Below are 21,433 nucleotides of genomic sequence, written 5' to 3' on the forward strand. Positions count from 1 at the left end.
CGAAGGGGCCGGGCCCGGGCAGTTCTGCTCCGGGCCCGGCCCCTTCGCATCCTCGGCTACGGTTGATCCACCGCATCCGACGCCGCCGTGCCACGGGGACAAGTCTCAACCAGCGCTGGAAAGCAGGATGGCGGAAGTGGGCCATGCACAGGGCTCCGCACTAGGATTCATGCGAGGGTGAGTCGCACCAGCGTCTTGTTTGGAGGACACGTGGGTCTGTTCGACAGAGTCGAGAAGAAGCTTGAGGGCGCCGTCAACGGCGTCTTCGCCCGCGCGTTCAAGGGCGACGTGCAGCCCGTCGAAATCGCCTCCCGGCTTCAGCGAGAGCTCGACGCGGAGGCGCGCCTGCTGACGCGGGACAAGCGTCTGGTCCCCAACGATTTCCAGGTGCACCTGTCCAAGCACGACTACGAACGGCTGGCCCCCTACTCGCGCACGCTGAACGCGGAGATCGTTCCGGATCTGCGCGAGCACGCCGCCGAGCGGCACTACGTCTTCGACGGCCCGGTGAACATCGAGTACCTGCTCGACGAATCACTCAACACGGGCCATTTCGAGATCACCAGCGCGGCCGTCGCAACCGTCGCCGAGAAGAACGGCGCGGCGTCCTCCACGATGATCCGGCACGCGCCACTCGTTCTCGAGGTCAACGGCGTACGCCATCCGCTCATGCCACCGGGCTTCACCATAGGCCGCGGCACGGAGGCGGATCTTCGCATCAACGATCCGGGGGTCTCGCGCACTCATGCACGCGTCCTCATCTCCGAGAACGAGTACGGGGAACTCGACATCGCGATCGAGGACCTGGGCTCCACCAACGGCATCGTCGTCAACGGCCAGCGCGTCCAACGCTGTCGCCTCGACGACGGCTCCCGCATCGAGATCGGTTCGACCCGCATGCTCGTCCACTCTCCCGCAGGATCGTGACGTGAGCACCATCCTCGCCGCCACCTTGAAGGTGGTCTTCCTGGCCCTCATGTGGTTGTTCATCCTGTTCGTGGCGAACACGATCAGGACGGACCTGTTCGGCCGTACCGCAACCGCATCCGAACTCAACGACGCCCCCGGCCCGAACTGGGCCAAGCCCGCCAAGAAACGCAGACGCCGCAAGGACCTGACCCGCCTGGCCGTCATAGCGGGCCGTCGCACCGGCACCGAGGTACCGCTCGACGGCGAGATCACCATCGGCCGCTCGGCGGACTGCGTCCTCGACATCGACGACGACTATGCCAGTGGTCACCACGCTCAGCTGTGGCAGGACTCCGCCGGCCGCTGGGTCGTCACCGACCTGCAGTCCACCAATGGCACCTACGTCAACGGCGCGAAGATCGCCGAACCCACCCTCGTAGGGCCCAATGATGTGATCCGCATCGGGCGCTCTCAACTGAAACTGGAACGCTGACCCGTGACTGACTCCCAGACCAGCAAGACACTCGACGAGGACATGGTGCGCACCAACACGAGCGCACCGGCCGTCGACGCGCCGGCCGACACCGCCGGCCGGCGCTTCAGCCTCGACGTGAGCGCTCACTCCGAGATCGGTCTGGTCCGCAAGAACAACCAGGACTCCGCCTACGCCTCACCGACGATGATCATCGTCGCCGACGGCATGGGCGGCGCCGCCGCCGGGGACCTGGCGAGCGCGGCAACCATCCAGGAACTGGCCCGCGCCGACACCCCCCACGAGGGCGAGCAGATGCTCGAGGTGATGGCCGGCATCCTCACCAAGGCGAACGACCAGCTGGCCGATCTCATCACCGCGGACCCCGAGCTCGACGGCATGGGCACCACCGTGTGCGGCGCGATGTTCAGCGGCACCCAGCTGGGTCTGGCCCACATCGGCGACTCCCGGGGCTATCTGCTGCATAACGGGACCCTCTCGCGACTGACCCACGACCACTCGTGGGTCCAGTCGCTGCTCGACGACGGCAAGATCACCGCCGAGGAGGCGGCCTCGCACCCGCACCGCTCCCTGCTCCTCAAGGTGCTCAACGGCCAGCCCGTTCACGAACCGGATCTGCAGCTGGTCGACGTCCACGTCGGGGACCGGCTGCTGTTCTGCTCCGACGGCCTGTGCGGCCTCGTCGACGACCGCCACATCCGCCGCCTGCTGCGCGAACGCACCCCGGCGGGCGCCGTCGAGGCGCTGACACAGGCCGCCCATGAGGCCGGCGGCTACGACAACATCACCATCATCGTCGCCGACGTCGTGCCCCAGTCCGACGAGCTCGACGCCAGGCCCGGCACCATGATCGGCGCCGCCGCCACCGTCGAGGTGCCCAAGGTCGAGCCACCGGCCGGCTCGGGCGAGACCACCACGGTCCTGGGGGTGTCCGGCACCAGGACCGCCAGTCCCGATCCCGACGGGCCCGAACTCATCGATCCCGACGCCCGCGAGGACGTGCGCTACTCGCCGATGATCGGCAAACGCCGGCGCCACTGGTCGGTCATCATCTCGGTGATCGTCGCCCTCGTCGTCCTCGTCGGCGGCCTGTTCGGCGCGTGGCGTTACGCCATGAACCAGTACTACATCGCGCCCTCGGGCGAGCAGGTGGCCATCTACAAGGGCATCCCGGACACGATCGCCGGCCACAGCTTCGGTGAGCTCGTCGAGCAGCGCGACACCCGGGTGTCCGATCTGCCCGTCTACTACCGTCAGCGGGTGAACGACGCCGAGATCAAGGCCGACACCCTGGAACAGGCCCGCGAGCAGGTCGACTACTTGGACGAGCTCGCGCAGGCCTGCATCGCTAAACGCGCCGAGTCCAGGCCGGACGGGTCCGACGATCCGCAGAGCACCGCTCCCTCGCCGACACCGAGCGCCTCGCCCAGCGGCTCGGTCCCGCCCAGCGCGTCGGTCGACCCGGAGGACTGCGGATGAGCAGCACCGACACCGGCCAGACGGTCGTCTACCGCAAACGCCGCAACATCGAGCTGGCGCTCATCATCGTCGCCGCACTTCTCGGGGTCGGCGGCTTCGCGCTGACCACCATCAACATCAGCGGTGCCCTGCCGGCCAATCTGCCCTGGGTCGCCGGTGGCTGGCTGGTCCTGTGTCTCGTCGCACATCTCGCGGTCCGCATCAAGGCCCCCTGGGCGGACCCGGTGATCCTGCCGTGCGTCCTGGCGCTCAACGGTCTCGGCCTGGCGATGATCTACCGCCTCGACCAGGACGAGCCGGTCTCCACCCTCGTCAACGGCCAGCTGATGTGGACGGCGGTGGGCATCACCCTGTTCGTCGTGGTGCTCTTCGGGGTGCGTGACTACCGCGATCTGCAGCGTTACCCGTACGTGCTCTTCCTCGTCGGCCTGCTGCTCCTGCTGCTGCCGCTGGTGCCGGGGCTGGCGTCGGCTGCCAACGAGGCCAACGGCTCGCGCATCTGGATCTCGGTGGCCGGGTTCAGCTTCCAGCCGGCCGAGATAGCCAAGATCATCCTCACGCTGGCCTTCGCGTCCTATCTGGCGGAGCACCGCGACGTGCTGCAGCTGGCGGGCCGCAGCTGGGGTCGTTTCCGCATGCCGCGGGGGCGTGACCTGCTGCCCATCATGGTGATGTGGCTCGCGGCCGTCGCGGTCATCGTCTTCGAGAACGACCTGGGCACGGCACTGCTGTTCTTCGGCCTGTTCGTCATGATGCTGTACGTGGCCACCAGCCAGGCGCGCTGGGTCGTCATCGGAGCCGTGCTCTTCGGCGGCGCCGGCTTCATCGCCTACAACGTCCTGTACCACGTGCAGGTGCGCTTCTCGTCCTGGCTCGACCCGTTCTCCGATCCCGCCCAGAACGGTCAGATCATCTCCGCCCAGTACGGCATGGCGTGGGGCGGCCTGTTCGGGCGCGGCTGGGGCCAGGGGCGTCCATCACTGGTGCCGCTGGCCCAGTCCGACTTCATCGCGAGTGCGCTGGCCGAGGAACTCGGCCTGGTCGGGCTGATGGCCGTCATCGTCATCTACGGCCTCATCATCGCCCGTGGCCTGCGGGCGGCGCTCACCGCGCACGACGCCTTCGGCAAGCTGCTCGCCGGGGGCCTGTCGTTCACCTTCGCGCTGCAGGTCTTCGCCATCATCGGCGGGGCCACCCGACTGCTGCCGCTGACCGGCCTCACGACGCCGTTCCTGTCCCAGGGCGGTTCCTCACTGGTCGCCAACTGGGTGATCATCGCCGCTCTCATGCAGATCTCGCACGCCGGGCGCGCCCCCGCGGCCGCTTCCGGCAGTCCCGCCGAGACCGACCTGGCGGACGCCCCGACAACCTTCCTCAAGAGGGTGGAAGCATGAACAAGGCACTGCGCAAGGTCTCCGTCTTCGCCGCTCTCATGGTCTTCGCCCTCCTGGCGAACGTCACCTTCAACTACGGCCTGCGGTCCGGCGCGCTACTGTCCGATCCGGGCAACCGGCGCGTCGTCGACGCCCAGTTCGACTCCCCGCGGGGCTCGATCCTCGTCGGCACGACCGCTGTCGCGGAAACGGTACCGGTCGAGGGCGGACGGTTCAGTGTCGAGCGCGTCTACTCGAACGGCCCGCTCTACGCCCCGGTCACCGGCTACTACTCGTACATCTACGGGCGCACCGGCCTGGAGCAGCGCTACAACGACGAGCTGTCCGGTTCGGGCGACTCGCAGCTGTTCCGGCGCATCCTCAGCGAGCTGAGCGGCAACCAGCCGCAGGGCGACACCATCCAGACGACGATCGACGCGAACGCCCAGCAGGCGGCCTCGGACGCTCTCGGCGGGCGCACCGGCGCCGTCATCGCGATGGACTACACGACCGGAGCGATCCTGGCCTGGGCCTCGACGCCCAGCTACGACCCGAATCTGCTGTCGAGCACCAATCTGGCGAGCACCCAGACCGCGTGGGACGAGCTGAACGCCGACGAGAGCCACCCGCTGAAGGACCGGGCCACCCAGGAGATCTACCCGCCCGGTTCGACCTTCAAGCTCGTCGTGGCCTCGGCGGCTCTCGAGGGGGGCATGAGCGCCGACAGCACCGTCGCCTCACCGACCACGCTGCCGCTGGACAACTCGACGACGACCCTGCCGAACTCCACCGACTGCGGCGGCGACACGACCACGATCGATCACGCCCTGCAGGTCTCGTGCAACACGGCCTTCGCGAATCTGGGCATGGACCTGGGGCAGGACAAGGTCCGTGAGCAGGCCGAGAAGTTCGGTTTCAACGCGGCCTTCGGCGGTGACGTGGACTCGGCGACCAGTGTCTTCCCGGCCGATCTCGACAACGCACAGCTGGCCATGAGCTCGATCGGCCAGTTCGACGTCTCGGCCACTCCCCTGCAGATGGCCTCGGTGGCCGCCACCCTGGCCAACGACGGCCAGGTCATGCAGCCCTACGTCGTCTCGCAGGTGCGCGACTCGAACCTGCACGTCATCTCCGAGACCCGCCCGACGACCATTCGCCGGGCAGTGAGCGAGGAGACCGCCGCCTCGATGCGGCAGATGATGGTCCACGTCGTCGAGTCCGGCACCGCCACGGCCACGCAGATCAGCGGTCAGACGATCGGCGGGAAGACCGGCACGGCCGAGAACATGGCCGGCGCCAGCGCCTACTCCTGGTTCGCCGGTTTCGACCAGGAGACGAACGTGGCGCTGGCCGTCTTCCTGGCCGACCCGGACCAGCCCGGCACGGCGACCGGCAATGCCACCGTCGCAGCACGCACCGTCTTCGAGGCATTCGCATCATGAGGACGCCCAGGGGAGGAACGGCGGGCCCGGAGCGGACGCGTGGGGCATGGCCCGACGACACGATGAGGAGAGGAGACCGGCGATGACCGCTGCCAACACCGTCCTCGGCGGCCGTTACGAACTCCAGGAGATCATCGGACGCGGCGGCATGGCCGAGGTGTGGCGTGCGCGCGACCTGCGGCTCGACCGTGACGTCGCCATCAAACGACTGCGCGTCGACCTGGCGACCGACCCGACCTTCCAGGCCCGCTTCGGCCGCGAGGCGCAGTCGGCGGCCGGTCTGAACCACCCGAACATCGTGTCGGTCTACGACACCGGCGGCCAGACGGACGAGGCGTCCGGGGTCGTCGTGCCGTACATCGTCATGGAGCTCGTCAGCGGCCGCACCCTGCGCGAGATGCTGCGCGAGGGCCGCACCATCGGGCCCGTCGCGGCGCTTGCCTACGCGCAGGGCGTCCTCGACGCCCTCGACTACTCGCACCAGCACGGCATCATCCACCGCGACATCAAGCCGGCCAATGTCATGATCACCCCCACCGGGCAGGTGAAGGTGATGGACTTCGGCATCGCCCGCGCCGTGGCCGACACCTCGGCGACGATGACCCAGACCGCCGCCGTGATCGGGACCGCCCAGTACCTCTCGCCCGAGCAGGCCCGCGGCGAGACCGTCGACTCCCGATCCGACATCTACTCGGCGGGCTGCCTGCTCTACGAGCTGCTCACCGGCCGGCCCCCGTTCACCGGTGACTCCCCGGTGGCCGTCGCCTACCAGCACGTCCGCGAGACCGCCGTACTGCCCAGCACGCTCTCGCCGAAGGTCACGCCGGCCATCGACGCCATCACGATGACGGCCCTGTCCAAGAACCCGAACGACCGTTACCAGACGGCCCGAGCGATGCGGGAGGACATCTTCCGAGTCCTCGAGGGCCAGCAGGTGACCGCGCAGATACCGGCCGTCCACGCCGACGCACCCACTGCCGTCATCGGCCGGCCGGCCCGCGCCCTGTCCGATGAGGAGGAGCGGAACGCGGAGGACACGGCCCCGGAGAAGAAACGCCGCATCTCGACGCCGACGGTGATTCTCCTCATCATTCTGGCGCTCATCGCCGCCGGGCTGGTCTATGGCGGCATCCGGCTGCGCGAGATCCGCCAGGAGGCCCAGCAGACGACCGTCCCGGCTGTCATCGGCTTCACCCAGGAGCAGGCCGTCTCGACGCTGAAGAACTACCACCTCGACCCACAAGTGCAGCACACCAACGGCGACTCGGCGACGAAAGGACAGGTCACCGCCACCGATCCGGCCGAGGGCACGACGGTGCCGATCAATTCCACGGTCGTCATCACGGTCAATGACGGCCCGGCCGCCGGCACGGTCCCCGACGTGACGGGCATGGACGAGGATGACGCGCGTGAGGCGCTGCGCGCGGCCGGCTTCACGAACGTCGTGACGAAGGACGCCGGCGAGGACCAGGAGCAGATCACCGACGAGGCCGGCAAGATCATCGCGACGAACCCGGCAGCGAACACCTCGGTCGACCCGGAGCTGACGGTGACGCTCTACCGCGCCACCGGCCGTTCCAGGATGCCCAATGTCTCCAGTTCGAGGATGACCGAGGCCGAGGCGGTCCGGGTGCTGGCCAACGCCGGTTTCACGAACGTCCAGGTCATCGAGCGGGAGACCTCCGACTACCCCGAGGGCACGGTCTTCGACCAGTCAGTGGCGGCCGGCCAGCTGTACTCCCGCACGGATCAGGTGACGATCCAGGTCGCGGTGGCCCCCGCGGTAACGACGACCCCCAGGGCCTCATCGACGCCCCACGGGAACGGCACGAGCTCTCCCAGCCCGACGACGTCGAGCAGCAGCTCCCGCTCAGCGGGCCCGTGATCGCCCGGCCGAGCCGTGACACGGATAGGGAACAATGGGTCTGTGAGCACTGACGAACCGTTCGACGGCAACACCACCCCCGGCCGCGACCAGGACCACGGCGCGCGGCCGACACGCCGGACGCCCATCCCGGGCGAGGCAGGCGCGGATGACTTCATCGCCTCACTGCGCGACGGGCGCTACCGGCTCGTCGAGCGTATCGGCGCCGGCGCCATCGGCCAGGTCTGGCGGGCGCAGGACACCATCCTGCAGCGCGAGGTGGCCATCAAGACCATCAACCTGGCCACGAGCGCCGACCCCAGCGCCGAGGCGCGTTTTCGCCGCGAGGCAGTCGCCACAGCCGGGCTCAACCATCCGAATGTCGTCCAGATCCATGATTCCGGGGTCGATGGGCACAGCGCCTACATCGTCATGGAATTCCTCCACGGCCCCAATCTGCAGACGGTCGTCACGAAGCAGGGTCCGATCGGTTGGCAGGCCGCCTTGCCGATGCTGGCCCAGGTCGCGGCGGGCCTGGGCGCGGCCCACCGTTTCGGTGTCACCCACCGCGACGTGAAACCGGCCAACGTCGTGCTCACCTCCGAGGACCTGCACAGCACGCCGAAGCTCGTCGACTTCGGCATCGCCCGCCTCAACGACCAGCAGACCACGGCGCTGACGAGCACGATGACGGCCATCGGTTCGGCCGCGTACATGTCGCCGGAACAGGCCTCGGGCGAGCGCGTCGGGCCGAGTTCTGACATGTACTCGTTCGGTTGCCTCATGATGACGGTGCTGACCGGCCAGCCGCCCTTCCCCGGCGAGTCCCCGGTGGCGGTCGCCCGCGCCCAGGTCTACGACACGCCGCCGCTGCTGCGCACGCGACTGCCGGACGCCCCGGCCTCGCTCGAAGACCTCGTCGCCGCACTGCTCGCCAAGCGTCCCGAGGACCGTCCCGGCGCCGACGAGGTGGTCGCCGCCCTCAACGCGATCCAGGGCGACCCGCAGGCGCCTGGCCTCGTCGCCCCGCCTCCGGTGGCCGGCCCCGCCGCCGATGCGGCCACCATGGCCATGTCCCCCACGGCGTTCACCGGCGCCGACGCGGACGCCACGGCCGAGGGCCACACCCGGGTCCTCCCGGCCGGCCAGGACACCGCGGGCTCGACCGCGGTCGACGCTCTGCCACCGGTTCCGGCAGCCCCCGGTGCCACCACCGGCACGCCAACGGCCCTGGTCACCGGGGGCGGGGCGCTGGCAGCCGGGACCGGCACGGTGCCGGCCGAGACCGGGAACAGCAAGAAGAACGGCAGGGGCAGGCGCATCGCCCTGGCGATCGTCATCCTGGCCGTCCTCGCCGGGCTCATCGCCCTGGCTTGGACGCAGGGCCGCAAGTCGGCCGACCCGGCCCCCTCCCAGACCGTCACCCAGACCCAGACCGCCACACCCACCACCGCCACACCCACCACCGCGGCGCCCACCACCGCGCAGAGCTACGACACCTCCGGCGGCTACGCGACCGATGACACGCAGCAGAACGGCACCGGGGGCTATGGCCAGGCAACCGGGAACGGGGGCGACTATCCCCAGGGCGGTTCCCAAACCTACGACTCGCAGGGCAACCAGAGTTACTACCCGCAGCAGCCGACTGCCACGGGAGACAGCACCCAGGCCCAGCAGGGTGGCGGCACCGGAGACGGGTTCGGAGACAACGAGACCGACGACGAGGAGTGAGCGCGAACCGGCCCAGACGTCCCATCCCCGGCCCGCGCCCTCACGGCGCCCGGCCCCCGGTGGGATCTACAGGTCGCGCCCGGCCGGTGACCCGGCGGTGGCGAGGAAACCGTCGGGGTCCTCGTAGCCGGCCCCGGCGTAGGCCTTGCGGACAGCACCGGCCACGGCGCGGACGCGGCTGAACGGAACCACGGCCAGGACGCAGCCGCCGAACCCACCGCCGACCAGGCGCGCGCCCCAGGCGCCCGCCGCGATGGTGGTCTCGACCGCCAGGTCGATCTGCGGCACGCTCACTTCGAGGTCGTCACGCATCGAGGCGTGAGCGGCCGTCATGGCCTCGGCGACGGCCCGCCAGTCGCCGGTCTCGAGGTCGTCGGCCATCTGGACGGCGCGGGCGTTCTCGGTGACGACGTGGCGCAGCCGCCTGAACAACGTCTCGTCGCCCAGGCTGGCCTCGGCGGCGGGCAGGTCGCCGACGCCCACCCTGCGCAGCAGATCGACGCCGAGCAGCGCGGCGACCCGGTCGCACTCGGCGTGCCGGTCGCCGAAGTGCCCGGACGACAACGAGTGCCTGGTCTTCGTGTCGACGATGAGAACCCCCACGCCGCCGTGCAACGGGTCGTACGGCACCGGCCGCAGCGTCTGGTTCATGAAGTCGATGAGCAGGGCGTGGCCCTTCACGCCGCGCAGCGCCGAGGTCTGGTCGACGCCGCCGGTGGGTGCCAGCGCGATCTCGTTCTCGGCGCTCTGGCAGTGGCGCGCCAGCTGGGCGCGGCCGGCATCGTCGGCGAGCAGGCCCAGGCCGAACAGGTCGGAGGCAGCGGCCGCCACCGAGCACTCGAGAGCCGCCGAACTGGACAGGCCCGCCCCGATGAGCAGATCGGAGCCGATGAGCAGGTCGGCGCCGCGCACCGGCAGACCGGCCGTGCGCAACGCCCACAGGACACCAGCGGCGTAGGAGCCCCAGCCGCCCGGGGTACCGGCACTCACCTCGTCGAGCTGCACGTCGACCTCGCCGGGGACGTCCAGGGAGACCATGCGGAGGCGGTCGTCGTCGCGGGCCGCCGCCACCACCCAGGTGCGCCGGTCCAGCGGGACCGGCAGGCAGAAACCGCCGTTGTAGTCTGTGTGCTCGCCCATCAGGTTGAACCTGCCCGGCGCCGACCAGACACCGGCCGGGGCGTATCCGAAGTGCTCCCGGAACCGGTCCGCGAATGTTCGTGCGGTACTCACTTGCGCCTCCCGGTGCCGAAGAGCGAACGGACGATCTCACGACCGGCCGAGCGGGCGAACTGCTTGAAGGCCGAGGACTCGACGACCTGTTCGACGACCGACTTGCCCTGCCGGCCGCGGCCGCCGGCGGTCCTGGGCGCCGCCCCGGACCGACTGGGACGCTCCGGCTGGGCGGACGCGGCCTCGGCCTGGGCGGCCCGGGCCCCGGCGGCGAGTTTGGCGGCCAGGATCTCCTGGGCTGACTCCCGGTTGACGGGTTGGGCGTACCTGGGGGTCAGCGCGCTGGCCAGGACCATCTGGTCGATGGTCTCGGCCGGTGCGGCACCCATCTGAGAGGCGGGCGCGAAGACGCGTGTCCAGGCGACCTCGGTCGGGGCGCCGTCGGGGTTCATGACGGTGACGATGGCCTGCCCGATGCCCAGGCCCTGCAATGCCTTGCCGAGGTCGTAGCCGCTCGTCGGATAGGTGTTGACGGTGGCCTTGAGGGCCTTCGCCTCGTTCGGGGTGTGTGCCCGCAGCTGATGCTGCACCCGGCTGCCGAGCTGGGCGAGCACCGGCTCGGGAAGGTCGGTGGGTTGCTGGGTGATGAAGAAAACGCCGACGCCCTTGGACCGCACGAGGCGCACCGTCTGGGTGATCTGGTCGAGGAACGCCTTGGAGGCACCGTCGAAGAGCAGGTGGGCCTCGTCGAAGAAGAAGACGAGCCGGGGCCTGTCGACGTCCCCGACCTCGGGCAGGTCGTGGTAGAGATCGGCGAGCAGCCACATGAGGAAGGTGCTGAACAGCGCCGGCCGGTCCTGGACGTTCGGCAGTTCGAGCACCGAGACGATGCCACGGCCATCGGCGTCGGTGCGCAGCAGGTCGGCGGTGTCGAACTCGGGTTCGCCGAAGAAGACGTCGCCGCCCTGGGCGGCGAGTTCGGTGATCTTGCGCAGGATGACACCGGTGGTGGCCGTGGAGACGCCGCCGATGCCCTTGAGTTCGGGTTTGCCCTCGTCGCTGGTGAGGTACGCCAGCAGTTCGCTCAGGTCCGCCAGGTCGAGCAGCGGCAGAGCGGCCTTGTCGGCGTACGTGAAGAGCAGGGCGAGGGTGGAGGACTGGGTGTCGTTGAGGCCGAGGACCTTGCTGAGCAGCAGGGGTCCGAAGGCGCTGACGGTGGCGCGCAGCGGGATGCCGGCGCCCTGACCGCCGAGCGCGTAGAACTCGGCGGGGCTCGCCCTGGGCTCCCAGTCCTGGCCGTTGGCGGCGGTGCGGGCGGCGAGTTTGTCGCCGGCCACGCCGGGCAGCGCGATCCCCGACAGGTCGCCCTTGACGTCCGCGGCGAGGACCGGGACGCCGGCTGCGCTGAGTGACTCGGCGAGCAGCTGCAGGGTGATGGTCTTGCCGGTGCCGGTGGCGCCGGCGATGAGGCCGTGCCGGGTGAGCATGCTCAGCGGGATGCGGATGCGCGTGTCGGTGACGGGCTCGCCGCCGTTGTCGAGGACGCCCAGGTCGATGGCGGGCTCGGTGAAGGCGTAGCTCTCCCGGATCGCGGCCACCTGCTCGGCGGACAGCTGCTGGTCAACCATGACTCCTAGCTTCTCACACCGGTTCGGGGGAGCCGGGTTCTGTCATCGGCGGCACGGGCGCCGGGGAACCCTCAGGCCTCCTCGACGGCCCGCGCCCCCGGGACCCTGCGTCGCAGCTGGGTCTCGAGGCGCTGCGTCATCGTGAGGGCTGCCGCCGGGCAACCGCGGCAGGCGCCGCGCAGGCGCACCGTGACGACGCCGTCACGGGCGCCGACGAGTTCGATGGCGCCGCCGTGCACGGCGGCGAGCTCACCGACCGGGCCGTCAATGAGTTCGCGGGCGCTCCAGTGCAGTGTCTCGTCGGCATCCAGGGGCCGCGCGTCCGGGCCCGGAACCCAGTCATCGACCGAGCCGAGGGCGGTCGTGAGCGCGGTGCGCACCCGCGGGCCCAGCTCGCGCCACGAGCCGCCGTGGGCGGCCGTGACGAGCAGGGCGCCGGGTACGACGGTGACGGCCTCGAGTTCGGCGCCGAGCAGCCCGTCCAGGCCTGGCGCCGCGACGAGCGACCCGGCGAAGGGCAGCTCGACGCCGTGAACCGCCCAGCGCAGCACGGCGGGGTCGCCGGTGCGCTCGGGGTGGGTGGCTGCCGGGGATGGCCCCCGCCCCGGCCGGGCGTCCTGGCTGCCGCGGCGGCGCAGGCGGCTTCGCATGGCTCTCATGCCGGTGGCCCTCAGGTGATGAGCAGGGTGACGGCACGGCCGAGGAAGGCCATCACCCAGGCGAGGGCGAACATGTAGCCGAAGGCGATGCCGGGCCACTTCCAGCCCCCAGTCTCGCGCCGCATGATCGCCACGGTGGACATGCACTGCAGCGCGAAGGCGAAGAAGAGGAGCAGGGCGACGGTCGTGGCGGGCGTGAACACCTTCTCGCCGGCGTGCGGGCCGTCGGTGTAGGTCCAGTCGTCGAGGGCCTGGGCCACCTCGGCGCCGTCCTCCGGGTCGAGGCTCGCGGCCATCTGGCCGAGCGCGGAGACGGACACCTCGCGGGCGGCCAGCGAGCCGAGCAGTGCCACGTCGACGCGCCAGTCGAAGCCCAGCGGCTCGAAGACGGGCTCGATCGCCTTGCCGACGGCAGCGGCGGCCGAGTGCTCCATCGTGTAGGCGGTGACGGCCACCTCGTCGCCCGGGTCGACGCCGACGGCCGTCAGCTCCGCGTCGCTGCGGATCGGGATCGTCGTGAGGGCCCAGATGGCGATCGTCGTGGCGAGGATGATGGTGCCGGCCTTGCGCAGGAAGGCCTTGGTGGGTTCCCACATGGCGATGCCGACCGAACGTGGGGTGGGGATGCGGTAGGGCGGCATCTCCATGTAGAACGGCAGGATCCCGTCGTGCCGTCCGGTGATGCGTTTGACGATGGCCGATGCGGTGAGGGCCGAGAGCCCGCCGAGCAGGTAGAGCAGGAACATGGCCACGCCCTGGCCGCTGAACGGGCCGACCCGGGTGCCGTCGGGGACGAGGATGCCCACGAGCAGGATGTACACGGGCAGCCTGGCCGAGCAGGTGGCCAGCGGCACGCCGAGCATCGTGGCGATGCGGTCGCGGCTGTTCGGCAGGGTGCGGGTGGCCATGATGCCGGGGATCGCGCAGGCGAAGCTCGACAGCACGGCGACGAAGGCACGGCCCTCCAGCCCGAAGCGGCTCATGAGGCGGTCCATGAGGAAGGCCGCCCGGGACATGTAGCCCACTGCGTCGAGCAGCGCGATGATGAAGTACATCATGACGATCTGCGGCACGAAGACGAGCACGCCGCCGACCCCGCCGAGCAGGCCGTCCGCGACGAATGAGGACAGCAGCGGATTGTCGATGTGCTCGCCGGCAAGGGCAGCGAGCCAGCCGAAGAAGTCCTCGACCCCGTCCTGCAGCGGGGCCGCCCAGGTGAAGATCGCCTGGAAGAAACCGAACATGACGGCGAAGAAGATGACCGTGCCGAGCACCGGGTGCAGCAGCACGCGGTCGATGCGTTCGGTGCGCGCGTCGGCGCGCGGATCCCGGTAGCCGGCGGCGGCGAGCACGGAGTCGACCCAGCCGGCCAGTTCCGCGGTGTCGGTGGGCGGGTCGACGGGCGGCACCGACCAGTCGCGCCAGCCGGTGACGAGTTGGCGCAGCTCACCGATCCCGACGCCCCGGTTGGCCACGACGGAGACGACCGGTACGCCGAGCGCCCGGCTCAGTGCCTCCGTGTCGAGCGAGCCGCCGCGCCGGGTCAGCTCATCGCCCATGGTGAGGACGAGGGCGGTCGGCAGGTGCCGTTGCGCCACCTCCGCGAACAGGAGCAGGGAGCGGCGCAGGGCCGTTGAGTCGGCCACGACGAGCAGGCCGTCGGGCACGCCGATGCCCTTGACCTCACCGTTCAGCAGGTCGGCGACGAGCTTCTCGTCGGGCGAGATGGGGCTGAGCGAGTAGGCGCCGGGCAGGTCCTCGATGTGGTACTCCGCACCGCCGATGCGGGCCACCCCGGCCGTGCGCGAGACGGTGACGCCCGGGTAGTTGCCGGTCTTGGCGTGCAGGCCGGTGAGCCGGTTGAAGACCGTGGTCTTGCCGCCGTTGGGCGAGCCGATGAGAGCGATGCGGGGAGCTCCGCCCGGGGCGTCCGCGCCAGCGGGCGTGCAATGGCTGAGGGCTGAGGGCATGGGCGATCATCCTGCAGGGTCGAGATGGGTGAGGGGAGGGGCCGTCGCTCAGGCGTCGGTCCGCACGTGGATCATGGCCGCCTGCTCCGCGCGGATGCACATCTGCACGTCGCAGACCCGGAAGACGAGGGGCCCGGACCAGAAGGCGCGGCGCACGTAGGTGATCTCACGCCCCTCGCAGAAGCCGAGCAGGCACAGCCGGTGCTGCACGGAATGATCGAGATCGGAGTCGACGTGCGAGATGACACCGGTGTCACCCGGGCGGAGGGACGTCATGGGAACGGTCCCGTCCACGGAGGAACGTCGGCTGATCGTCGTGGCTGCTGACACTGCAGACCTCCTTGCTTGGGTTCCAGCCGGGGGTGGTCACTACATCAGAGGATAACCCCAGGCAAGCCTTCGCTGAACAGGTGGGTCGAGAACTGATCGGGACCAGTGGCCGGCCGGCGTTCCGGGCGATGGTGGCGCCGATCCCCCATCACCCCGCGGTGCCGTGGGCGGCCGGGATGACGGCCGCGGCCATGACGCGGGCGTCTATGATCGAGGCACTGCACCGTGCACTGGCGGCTCCGGCGGCAGGTGACGCGGCTGCTTTCCAGCGAGGCGTGCACGCGTCTTCCCCGATGCCGGGTCCTACCGTCGGCCGGTGTGCAGCTCTCTCGAGTTCGCCCGGATCCGCCCATGACACAGGTACGGCACTGCTACCGTCGGGGCATGAATCCGTCACCCGCAGTGACGACGTCACTGTCCATGCCCGCGGAGCAACGACGGTGGAGGAACCACGTCATTCCCACCCTGCGGGGCACGGTGCTCGACGTCGGCGCGGGGGCGGTTGGTGCAGTACTCGATCCGACCGCCCAGTGGCTGGCTCTCGAACCCAGGCCGGGGCGACGTCTGACAGCCGCCGTTCGTTCCCGCCCCCGATCCAGGATGCTGGGCGCCCCCTGCCGAGCGGCTCCCGTTGGAAGACGCCAGCGTCGACGGCGTCGTCTGCTCCACATCCCTGTGCTCAGTCACCGACCCCGCACGCGCCCTCGCCGAGATCCTCAGGGTGATGCGCCCTCACGGCAGGTTCGTGTTCTTTGAGCACGTCATGGCCGCACCCGGCAGTGCCGCCCACCGCTTGCAGAGCCTCATCAGCCCCCTGTCCCGGTGCCTGGCACACGGGTGCGACCCGAGCCGGGACACGGCCACCCTCATCAACCAGGCCGGCTTCTCCGCAGTGGAGATGGAAACACTGCGCACCGGCGGTCTCGTGGGCGAACTCGCTCCTGTCATCCGAGGGCAGGCGCTGCGCTAGCGGCGCGGGTGGACGCGAACGAGGATGCGCGCAGCCAGCTCCTGCCCCGCGGGAGGCGCGGCCGGCCATGACCCGCGCCGACCAGGCCCGCTACCCTGCCGATGAGATACGGCATCATGACGCACGGCACCGGCCTGGCGCTGCCCGGCCGTCTCGGGTTGTCCGCTCCTGCGGGCAGACCGGACCATGCGCTCCAGGCGGGCCCGGCACGGCTGAGACCGGCGACGCCGCTGCCCGGTGCGTCTATGATTCGGACAGGGCGCTGTACGGCGCGTCGTTGGCCCGCCGGTGAGCACACGACGGGTTTCCGGCGCGGGCACGCATGCGCCGTGTCAACGCGAAACGTGGCGGCGTGAGAGAGGCAGTCCCATGCGCAAGTGGTACACCCCCGTGGTCCTGGTGGTGCTGCTGGGCTTCGTCGTCTTCGCCGGCTGGTGGGGTGTCCGCATGGTAACCCAGCCGCTCGGCCCGACAAGCGTGTGCGAGACCACCTCGCTCATGGTGCTGCGCACCGATCAGGTGCAGGTGCGTGTCTACAACGCCGGCACCGTCAAGGGCCAGGCCACGACGATCGCCTCCCAGATGGAGGACGTCGGTTTCGTCATCAACACCACCGGCAACACCGATGACGACGACTACACGGGCACGACCATCGTCGGTGCCTCCGGAGACGATCCGCAGGTGCAGCTCGTCGCCTCGTTCTTCCCCGGCGCCGTGATCGACACAGACAACCGCAAGAACGGCCTGGTCGACGTCATCCTCACCGATGACCTGGGGCAGGGCTTCAACGCGGACGCCGCCACCACCATCGACGTGCCCTCGGGCAAGGTCTGCCTGCCGGTCGCGCAGACCAGCGCCGGCGCCACGCCCTCATCCTGACTGCCGTCGGCACCGGGAAGCTGCGTCATCGGCGTTCCCGGTGGCGCTGCGGCCGCTTCCTCGTCCACCCGGCCAGCCGGCCCTGCCGGCCGACGGCCAGCAGCCGCGCCTCGACCTTGGCGCGCTGGTCGGCGGGGGTGACGACGAGGATCTGGTCGCCCGTCTCGAGGGCGGTGTCGCCGTCGGGCGAGAAGGACTCGTCGCCGCGCATGACGAGTGCGACGACCGCGTTGCGGGGTAGGCGCAGTTCGAGCACCCGCACGCCGGCCAGGTGCGAGCCCTCCGGGATGTTGACGGTCAGCAGGTCGGCGCGACGCTCGTCGAAGGGGGCCACCTCGATGTCGACGTCGGTGGCCGCCCGCGGGTCGACGAGGCCGAGTCGTCTGGCCGCCCACGGCAGGGTGGGGGCCTGGAGCGCGGTGAAGACGACGACGAAGACGACGATGATGTCGAACAGCACGTCCGAGCCGGGCATGCCGGCCGCTAGCGGGACGGTCGCCAGGATGATCGGTATCGCGCCACGCAGGCCGGCCCAGCTCATGAAGGCCTGCTGCCGCCAGCCGGCCCCGAACCAGACGGTACTGGCGTAGACGGCCAGCGGCCGGGCGAAGAAGGTCAGGACGAGGCCGAGGGTGATGCCGACACCGATGTCGCTCCCGTCAATCGTCGAGGGGTGGACGAGCAGCCCGAGCATGACGAACAGCCCGATCTGGGCGACCCAGCCGATGCCCTCGGCGAAGGACCTGGTGGCGTGCCGGTGGGGCAGCTGGCCGTTGCCGAGGACGACGGCGCAGACGTAGACGGCGGCGAACGCCGAGCCGTGGACGAGTTCGCTCAGGCCGTAGGTGACGAGGGCCCAGCACATGACGGCCAGCGGGTACAGGCCGGAGTTCGACAGCGACAGGCGACGCAGGCACTGCACGCCGATCCACCCCATGAGCAGGCCGGCGATGACGCCGATGGCCAGTTCGCCGGTGACCTTGCCGGCCAGACCGAGCATGCCGCCCGACGGATGATGGCCCATCGCCAGGTCGGTTCCGGCGATGACCAGCAGGACGGTCGGGGCGTCGTTGAAACCGGACTCGGTCTCGAGGGCGGCCCGCACCCTGGGGGGCAGCGAGACGCCGCGCAGCACCGAGAAGACGGCGGCGGCGTCGGTGGGTGCCACGACGGCGCCGAGCAGGAAGGCGACGGCCCGGGGCAGCCCCAGGACGAAGTAGCCGAACAGGCCGATGACGGCGATGGTCACCAGCGAACCAATGATGGCCAGGGCCAGGCCTATGCCGAGCACGGGTTTCATCTGGGTCCAGGAGGTCGTCAAGCCACCCTCGATGAGGATGAGGGCGAGCGCGATGAAGCCCAGATCATAGGCGAGCGCGGCATCGTCGAAGTGGACGCCGCCGGCGTTGCCCAGGGCGACGCCGATGAGCAGGAACAGGAGCAGCGCGGGCAGGCCGGCGCGCGTGCCCAGGCGGGCGGCGGCGATCGCCACGAGCGCCACGGCGGCAGCGACGAGCAGCGTCAGGTCGGCTGCTGCCATGGGGCTCCTCTCGTGCAGGTGGTCAGCTGGACGGGTCCGGGCCGAGACCGAGGGCCTCGGCGTATGTCATGTCGTCGGTGATGGCGCGCATCGGGCGGGTCGGCCGGTCGTCCTCGTCGTCCTCGGGGACGGCCCGGCGGGCACGGCGGGGCAGTTCCCCGCTCGGCTCGTTCCCGCCCCGGAACGCCCGGGAGGCCCGCTGCGGCGCCGTTTCCTCGGTGATGATGACGGTGCTGGCGGCCTTCTCGCCGTAGAGCCAGGCGGCGTCCTCCTCGGCGGTGGCGCGGCGGGCGTTGACCGGCCAGCCGATGGGCTCGGAACGGCGTGGCTCGCCGCCGGAGTCCACCGCCTCGGCCTCACCGGCCCGGGCCAGCCGCGGCCAGCCGATGGGCTCGGTGGCCTCGATGACATGGTCCGCATCGGGGGGCTCGGTGGCCTCCTGTCGCCCTGGATCGGGGGGCTCCTGGCCAACAGCGTCGGCGCGGACCGCCCGATCCGGGGCCTCGGGGCCCACCGGGGCGGCCGGAGCGGGCGTGGCGCCGGGCTCGGCCTCGGGTTCTGCTGCGGCCCGTGCGGCGACGCCGGTCAGCCCCATGGTCGTGGTGCCGAGCCTGAAGGCGCCGATCTTGTTGATCTCGTCGGGGCTGGCCTTTCGTCCGGCCTCGATACCGATCGAGGCGAGCGCGCGGGCGATGTTCTCGGCCTGCGAACGCCTGACCGGCGCCAGATAGCAGCGTTCGGGGACGACGGTGGTCTCGGTGTAGCCCTGAGAACGCTTCAGCGCGGCCTGTTTCACCGGCCGCACCCAGACGGTCGGGTGCTTGGCTGCGATGACGCCGCCGTGGGCGATGCTGGCGCGGTCGATGGACCACGGCGAGTGGCCCTCGCTGCGCACCCCGTCCTCGTCGACGGTGACGTGGAAGGCGATGGGACGCAGCATGAGGATGGCGATGACGACCTCGAGGAGGGCCAGGACGAGCCAGATGATGGACGTCCTCGGCGTGCCGAACCGGTACCAGACCACGGCGATGACGACGAGTACGACGGCGACGACCACGGAGAAGATGCCGACGGGCAGGGAGCGCCGTGTCGTGACGCGGGACTCAGCCAGTGCCATACGGTCCGCCTCCAAACAGTCAATGACTAGTACGGGAACACCCTGATTCGCCCCGGAGACAGTCCATCTCGGCGCGAGCCGAACCCCCCAGCGGCCCGGCAGGACAGAACCCGTGATGGAAGTTTACCGGAAACCCCCAATTCATAAGGAGATTCAACCTCCGGGGCGCCGGAGCCGGCCGGCAATCAACCAGGACGAGGCGGGCAGGAAGCCTTCGTCGGCCATGGCGGTGAGGTGTTGCCCCACGACCGCCCACGGCATGGCGCTGACCGCCCCGCGCCGATCCCGGAGGCTCTGCTGCGGGCTCTCGACGGGACTCCGGGTCGTGGATCATCGCCTGACTCGCCGGCGACGACTCGCGGCAGGCATCGGCGGGCCTGCCTGGCCGTTGTGACCATCGCGCCATCGGGCGGTCCCCCTGCGGCGCCCCGGTACGCAACGACCGGCTGACCTGTCCCCCTGCCCAGAACGGTCCAGCGACGAGCGCGTTCGGCCGGTCGGGACGCGCCCTGGCCGGGCCGGCGAAGAGCCCCTGGCAGGAGCCGCGTCCTGGCCAGGGGCTCTCGCACCGGTTCGGTGTGGCGGTGACGGAGGGATTTGAACCCTCGGTGGCTTGCACCACACTCGCTTTCGAGGCGAGCTCTTTCGGCCGCTCAGACACGTCACCGCCAAGAACTCTACCGATCCGGGAGCCCCCGGCTCAAATCCTGTGGCCATGTGGCGACGCGCCCCCGGCCAGCTCAACGCCGGCCGGTGAAGAACTCGTCCAAGACAGCGGTGCAGTCCTCGGCCATGATGCCGCTAACGACCCTGGGACGGTGGTTCAGCCGCGGATCGCGCACGACGTCGAAGAGCGAGGCCACCGCCCCGGCCTTCGGGTCGAACGCACCGAAGACGAGGGCCCCCACCCTGGCCGCGACGGCGGCCCCGGCGCACATCGTGCAGGGTTCGAGGGTGACGACGAGCGTGCAGTCGTCCAGCCGCCACCGCCCGAGGGCCCGGGCCGCGGCGCGGAGGGCGAGCACCTCGGCGTGACCGACCGGATCGGCGTCGCGTTCCCTGCGGTTTCCAGCGGCGGCGATGACGGAACCGGCCGAGTCGAGGACCACGGCGCCGACCGGGACGTCACCGGCGGCACCGGCGGCACGTGCGGCCTCGAGCGCCGCAGCCATGGCGGCGTCCCAGCGGCTCATCCCCGGCCCCGGAGCGCGGGCCTCACAGGTGGATGACGCGGTCGAACTGCGGCGCGAACTTGATCTTCGAGACGACCCGGTGAGCCAGCTCGCCGGAGTCTTCGTCGAGATCGTCGAGGATGTTCTCCATGTCGAACTCGGAGACGCCCTGGTCGGCCAGGATGTCCAGATCGCCGACGGCCTCGGAGTCCTCGTCCTCGTCGGGGACGTCGAGCCCCAGATAGTCGACGACGTCGCGGGCCAGCGGCCAGTCGTTGCTCGCCAGGGAGTCCGACAGCAGCACCTGCACCTGGCGGCCCCTGCTGCGGCAGATCACGAAGAACTCGCCGTTGACGCTGACGACGCCGGTGGCCCCGGTGTCGCCGGGCATGCGGCGCAGCTGGGCGATCAGCTCGTCGAGGTCGTTGGCGCAGGCGTCGGGCAGGGGCGTGACGACCGGCGCGCCGTCCTCGCGGTAGAGGGCCGCGACGAAGTCGATCTCCTCGGCGGTGGCGTCCTCGTAGTCGTCCTCGTCCTCGTCGTCATCGGGATCGAAGTCCTCGTCCTCATCGTCATCGTCGTCGAGGTCGTCGTAGTCGTCGGAGATCACACCGCGGTCGGCGTCCTCACGGTCGTCGAGGCTGTCGAACTCCTCGGCGTCCTCGTCGTCGAAATCCTTCGTCGTGTCGTCAGCCATGTCGACC

The 21,433-nt window shown here is 70.3% G+C and carries 17 protein-coding genes, 1 tRNA gene and 1 pseudogene; 9 read left to right on the forward strand and 10 right to left on the reverse strand.

The annotated features are described in order from the left end of the window. The first annotated feature begins 210 nt into the window (after positions 1–210). The 7 genes from D9T14_RS08840 to D9T14_RS08870 all read left to right on the forward strand — a co-directional run bounded on the left by D9T14_RS08840 (position 211) and on the right by D9T14_RS08870 (position 9,291). The gene (locus tag D9T14_RS08840) at positions 211–927 is read left to right on the forward strand and encodes an FHA domain-containing protein (RefSeq protein WP_119161482.1); all 717 of its coding nucleotides are present in this window, start codon (positions 211–213) and stop codon (positions 925–927) included. Between the two features lies 1 nt (position 928). Further along, complete coding sequence (locus tag D9T14_RS08845) at positions 929–1,402, forward strand: FHA domain-containing protein FhaB/FipA (protein ID WP_232012434.1); 474 nt, start codon at positions 929–931, stop codon at positions 1,400–1,402. A 3-nt stretch (positions 1,403–1,405) separates the two neighbouring features. Continuing rightward, positions 1,406–2,881 (forward strand): PP2C family protein-serine/threonine phosphatase, encoded by a 1,476-nt coding sequence (locus D9T14_RS08850; RefSeq protein WP_232012432.1) that lies wholly within the window; start codon positions 1,406–1,408, stop codon positions 2,879–2,881. Continuing rightward, positions 2,878–4,275 carry an FtsW/RodA/SpoVE family cell cycle protein gene (locus D9T14_RS08855; protein ID WP_119161481.1) on the forward strand — a complete coding sequence of 466 codons (1,398 nt, stop codon included), beginning with the start codon at positions 2,878–2,880 and terminating at the stop codon, positions 4,273–4,275. The genes D9T14_RS08850 and D9T14_RS08855 overlap by 4 nt, the downstream gene beginning before the upstream one ends. Further along, a complete protein-coding gene (locus D9T14_RS08860) occupies positions 4,272–5,696 on the forward strand; it encodes a peptidoglycan D,D-transpeptidase FtsI family protein (RefSeq protein ID WP_119161480.1) in 1,425 nt (474 codons plus the stop codon). Before D9T14_RS08855 ends, D9T14_RS08860 begins: the two co-directional genes overlap by 4 nt. An 82-nt stretch (positions 5,697–5,778) precedes the next feature. Beyond that, entirely contained in the window at positions 5,779–7,581 is a 1,803-nt protein-coding gene (gene pknB, locus D9T14_RS08865) for a Stk1 family PASTA domain-containing Ser/Thr kinase (protein ID WP_119161479.1), read from the forward strand. A gap of 42 nt (positions 7,582–7,623) precedes the next feature. Beyond that, positions 7,624–9,291 (forward strand): serine/threonine-protein kinase, encoded by a 1,668-nt coding sequence (locus D9T14_RS08870; protein WP_170175635.1) that lies wholly within the window; start codon positions 7,624–7,626, stop codon positions 9,289–9,291. Between the two features lie 66 nt (positions 9,292–9,357). On the opposite strand, the gene D9T14_RS08875 is transcribed toward D9T14_RS08870, so the two are convergent. From D9T14_RS08875 to D9T14_RS08895, 5 genes are all read right to left on the reverse strand, one after another. Continuing rightward, complete coding sequence (locus tag D9T14_RS08875) at positions 9,358–10,524, reverse strand: galactokinase (RefSeq protein WP_197720628.1); 1,167 nt, start codon at positions 10,522–10,524, stop codon at positions 9,358–9,360. Continuing rightward, a complete protein-coding gene (locus D9T14_RS08880; RefSeq protein WP_119161477.1) occupies positions 10,521–12,092 on the reverse strand; it encodes a helicase HerA-like domain-containing protein in 1,572 nt (523 codons plus the stop codon). The genes D9T14_RS08875 and D9T14_RS08880 overlap by 4 nt, the downstream gene beginning before the upstream one ends. Before the next feature lie 71 nt (positions 12,093–12,163). Next, a complete protein-coding gene (locus D9T14_RS08885) occupies positions 12,164–12,751 on the reverse strand; it encodes a NifU family protein (RefSeq protein WP_374955784.1) in 588 nt (195 codons plus the stop codon). An 11-nt stretch (positions 12,752–12,762) separates the two neighbouring features. Further along, positions 12,763–14,649: a ferrous iron transporter B gene (gene feoB, locus D9T14_RS08890; RefSeq protein WP_182482057.1), complete on the reverse strand. Its 1,887-nt coding sequence runs from the start codon at positions 14,647–14,649 to the stop codon at positions 12,763–12,765. 120 nt (positions 14,650–14,769) lie between these two features. Next, positions 14,770–14,997 (reverse strand): FeoA family protein, encoded by a 228-nt coding sequence (locus D9T14_RS08895; protein ID WP_119161534.1) that lies wholly within the window; start codon positions 14,995–14,997, stop codon positions 14,770–14,772. 679 nt (positions 14,998–15,676) lie between these two features. Here D9T14_RS08895 and D9T14_RS08900 point away from each other — a divergent pair. Together D9T14_RS08900 and D9T14_RS08905 are read left to right on the forward strand one after the other, a co-directional pair. Beyond that, positions 15,677–16,021 (forward strand): annotated as a pseudogene (locus tag D9T14_RS08900) (class I SAM-dependent methyltransferase); the annotation flags it as partial. Between the two features lie 369 nt (positions 16,022–16,390). Continuing rightward, on the forward strand, positions 16,391–16,900 hold the full coding sequence (locus tag D9T14_RS08905) for a LytR C-terminal domain-containing protein (RefSeq protein WP_119161473.1): 510 nt from the start codon (positions 16,391–16,393) through the stop codon (positions 16,898–16,900). Between the two features lie 25 nt (positions 16,901–16,925). On the opposite strand, the gene D9T14_RS08910 is transcribed toward D9T14_RS08905, so the two are convergent. From D9T14_RS08910 to D9T14_RS08930, 5 genes are all read right to left on the reverse strand, one after another. Next, positions 16,926–18,440 carry a potassium/proton antiporter gene (locus tag D9T14_RS08910; protein WP_119161472.1) on the reverse strand — a complete coding sequence of 505 codons (1,515 nt, stop codon included), beginning with the start codon at positions 18,438–18,440 and terminating at the stop codon, positions 16,926–16,928. Positions 18,441–18,462: 22 nt separating this feature from the next. Beyond that, the gene (locus D9T14_RS08915; RefSeq protein WP_119161471.1) at positions 18,463–19,557 is read right to left on the reverse strand and encodes a hypothetical protein; all 1,095 of its coding nucleotides are present in this window, start codon (positions 19,555–19,557) and stop codon (positions 18,463–18,465) included. Positions 19,558–20,136: 579 nt separating this feature from the next. Continuing rightward, positions 20,137–20,224, reverse strand: a tRNA-Ser gene (locus D9T14_RS08920). 73 nt (positions 20,225–20,297) lie between these two features. Further along, positions 20,298–20,729: a nucleoside deaminase gene (locus tag D9T14_RS08925; RefSeq protein WP_182482056.1), complete on the reverse strand. Its 432-nt coding sequence runs from the start codon at positions 20,727–20,729 to the stop codon at positions 20,298–20,300. A gap of 43 nt (positions 20,730–20,772) precedes the next feature. Further along, positions 20,773–21,426 (reverse strand): tRNA adenosine deaminase-associated protein, encoded by a 654-nt coding sequence (locus D9T14_RS08930; RefSeq protein ID WP_119161469.1) that lies wholly within the window; start codon positions 21,424–21,426, stop codon positions 20,773–20,775. Positions 21,427–21,433 lie beyond the last annotated feature (7 nt).

Source organism: Propionibacterium australiense (assembly GCF_003666605.1).
Taxonomy (GTDB): Bacteria; Actinomycetota; Actinomycetes; order Propionibacteriales; family Propionibacteriaceae; genus Propionibacterium; species Propionibacterium australiense.

What these genes read in the sequence shown, in the direction of transcription:
- D9T14_RS08885 (WP_374955784.1), bottom strand. Translation starts at nt 12,751, where the DNA reads ATGAGAGCCATGCGAAGCCGCCTGCGCCGCCGCGGCAGCCAGGACGCC.
- D9T14_RS08910 (WP_119161472.1), bottom strand. Translation starts at nt 18,440, where the DNA reads ATGGCAGCAGCCGACCTGACGCTGCTCGTCGCTGCCGCCGTGGCGCTC.
- D9T14_RS08905 (WP_119161473.1), top strand. Translation starts at nt 16,391, where the DNA reads ATGCGCAAGTGGTACACCCCCGTGGTCCTGGTGGTGCTGCTGGGCTTC.
- D9T14_RS08925 (WP_182482056.1), bottom strand. Translation starts at nt 20,729, where the DNA reads ATGGCTGCGGCGCTCGAGGCCGCACGTGCCGCCGGTGCCGCCGGTGAC.
- D9T14_RS08855 (WP_119161481.1), top strand. Translation starts at nt 2,878, where the DNA reads ATGAGCAGCACCGACACCGGCCAGACGGTCGTCTACCGCAAACGCCGC.
- D9T14_RS08880 (WP_119161477.1), bottom strand. Translation starts at nt 12,092, where the DNA reads ATGGTTGACCAGCAGCTGTCCGCCGAGCAGGTGGCCGCGATCCGGGAG.
- D9T14_RS08930 (WP_119161469.1), bottom strand. Translation starts at nt 21,426, where the DNA reads ATGGCTGACGACACGACGAAGGATTTCGACGACGAGGACGCCGAGGAG.
- pknB (WP_119161479.1), top strand. Translation starts at nt 5,779, where the DNA reads ATGACCGCTGCCAACACCGTCCTCGGCGGCCGTTACGAACTCCAGGAG.
- D9T14_RS08895 (WP_119161534.1), bottom strand. Translation starts at nt 14,997, where the DNA reads ATGACGTCCCTCCGCCCGGGTGACACCGGTGTCATCTCGCACGTCGAC.
- D9T14_RS08860 (WP_119161480.1), top strand. Translation starts at nt 4,272, where the DNA reads ATGAACAAGGCACTGCGCAAGGTCTCCGTCTTCGCCGCTCTCATGGTC.
- D9T14_RS08915 (WP_119161471.1), bottom strand. Translation starts at nt 19,557, where the DNA reads ATGGCACTGGCTGAGTCCCGCGTCACGACACGGCGCTCCCTGCCCGTC.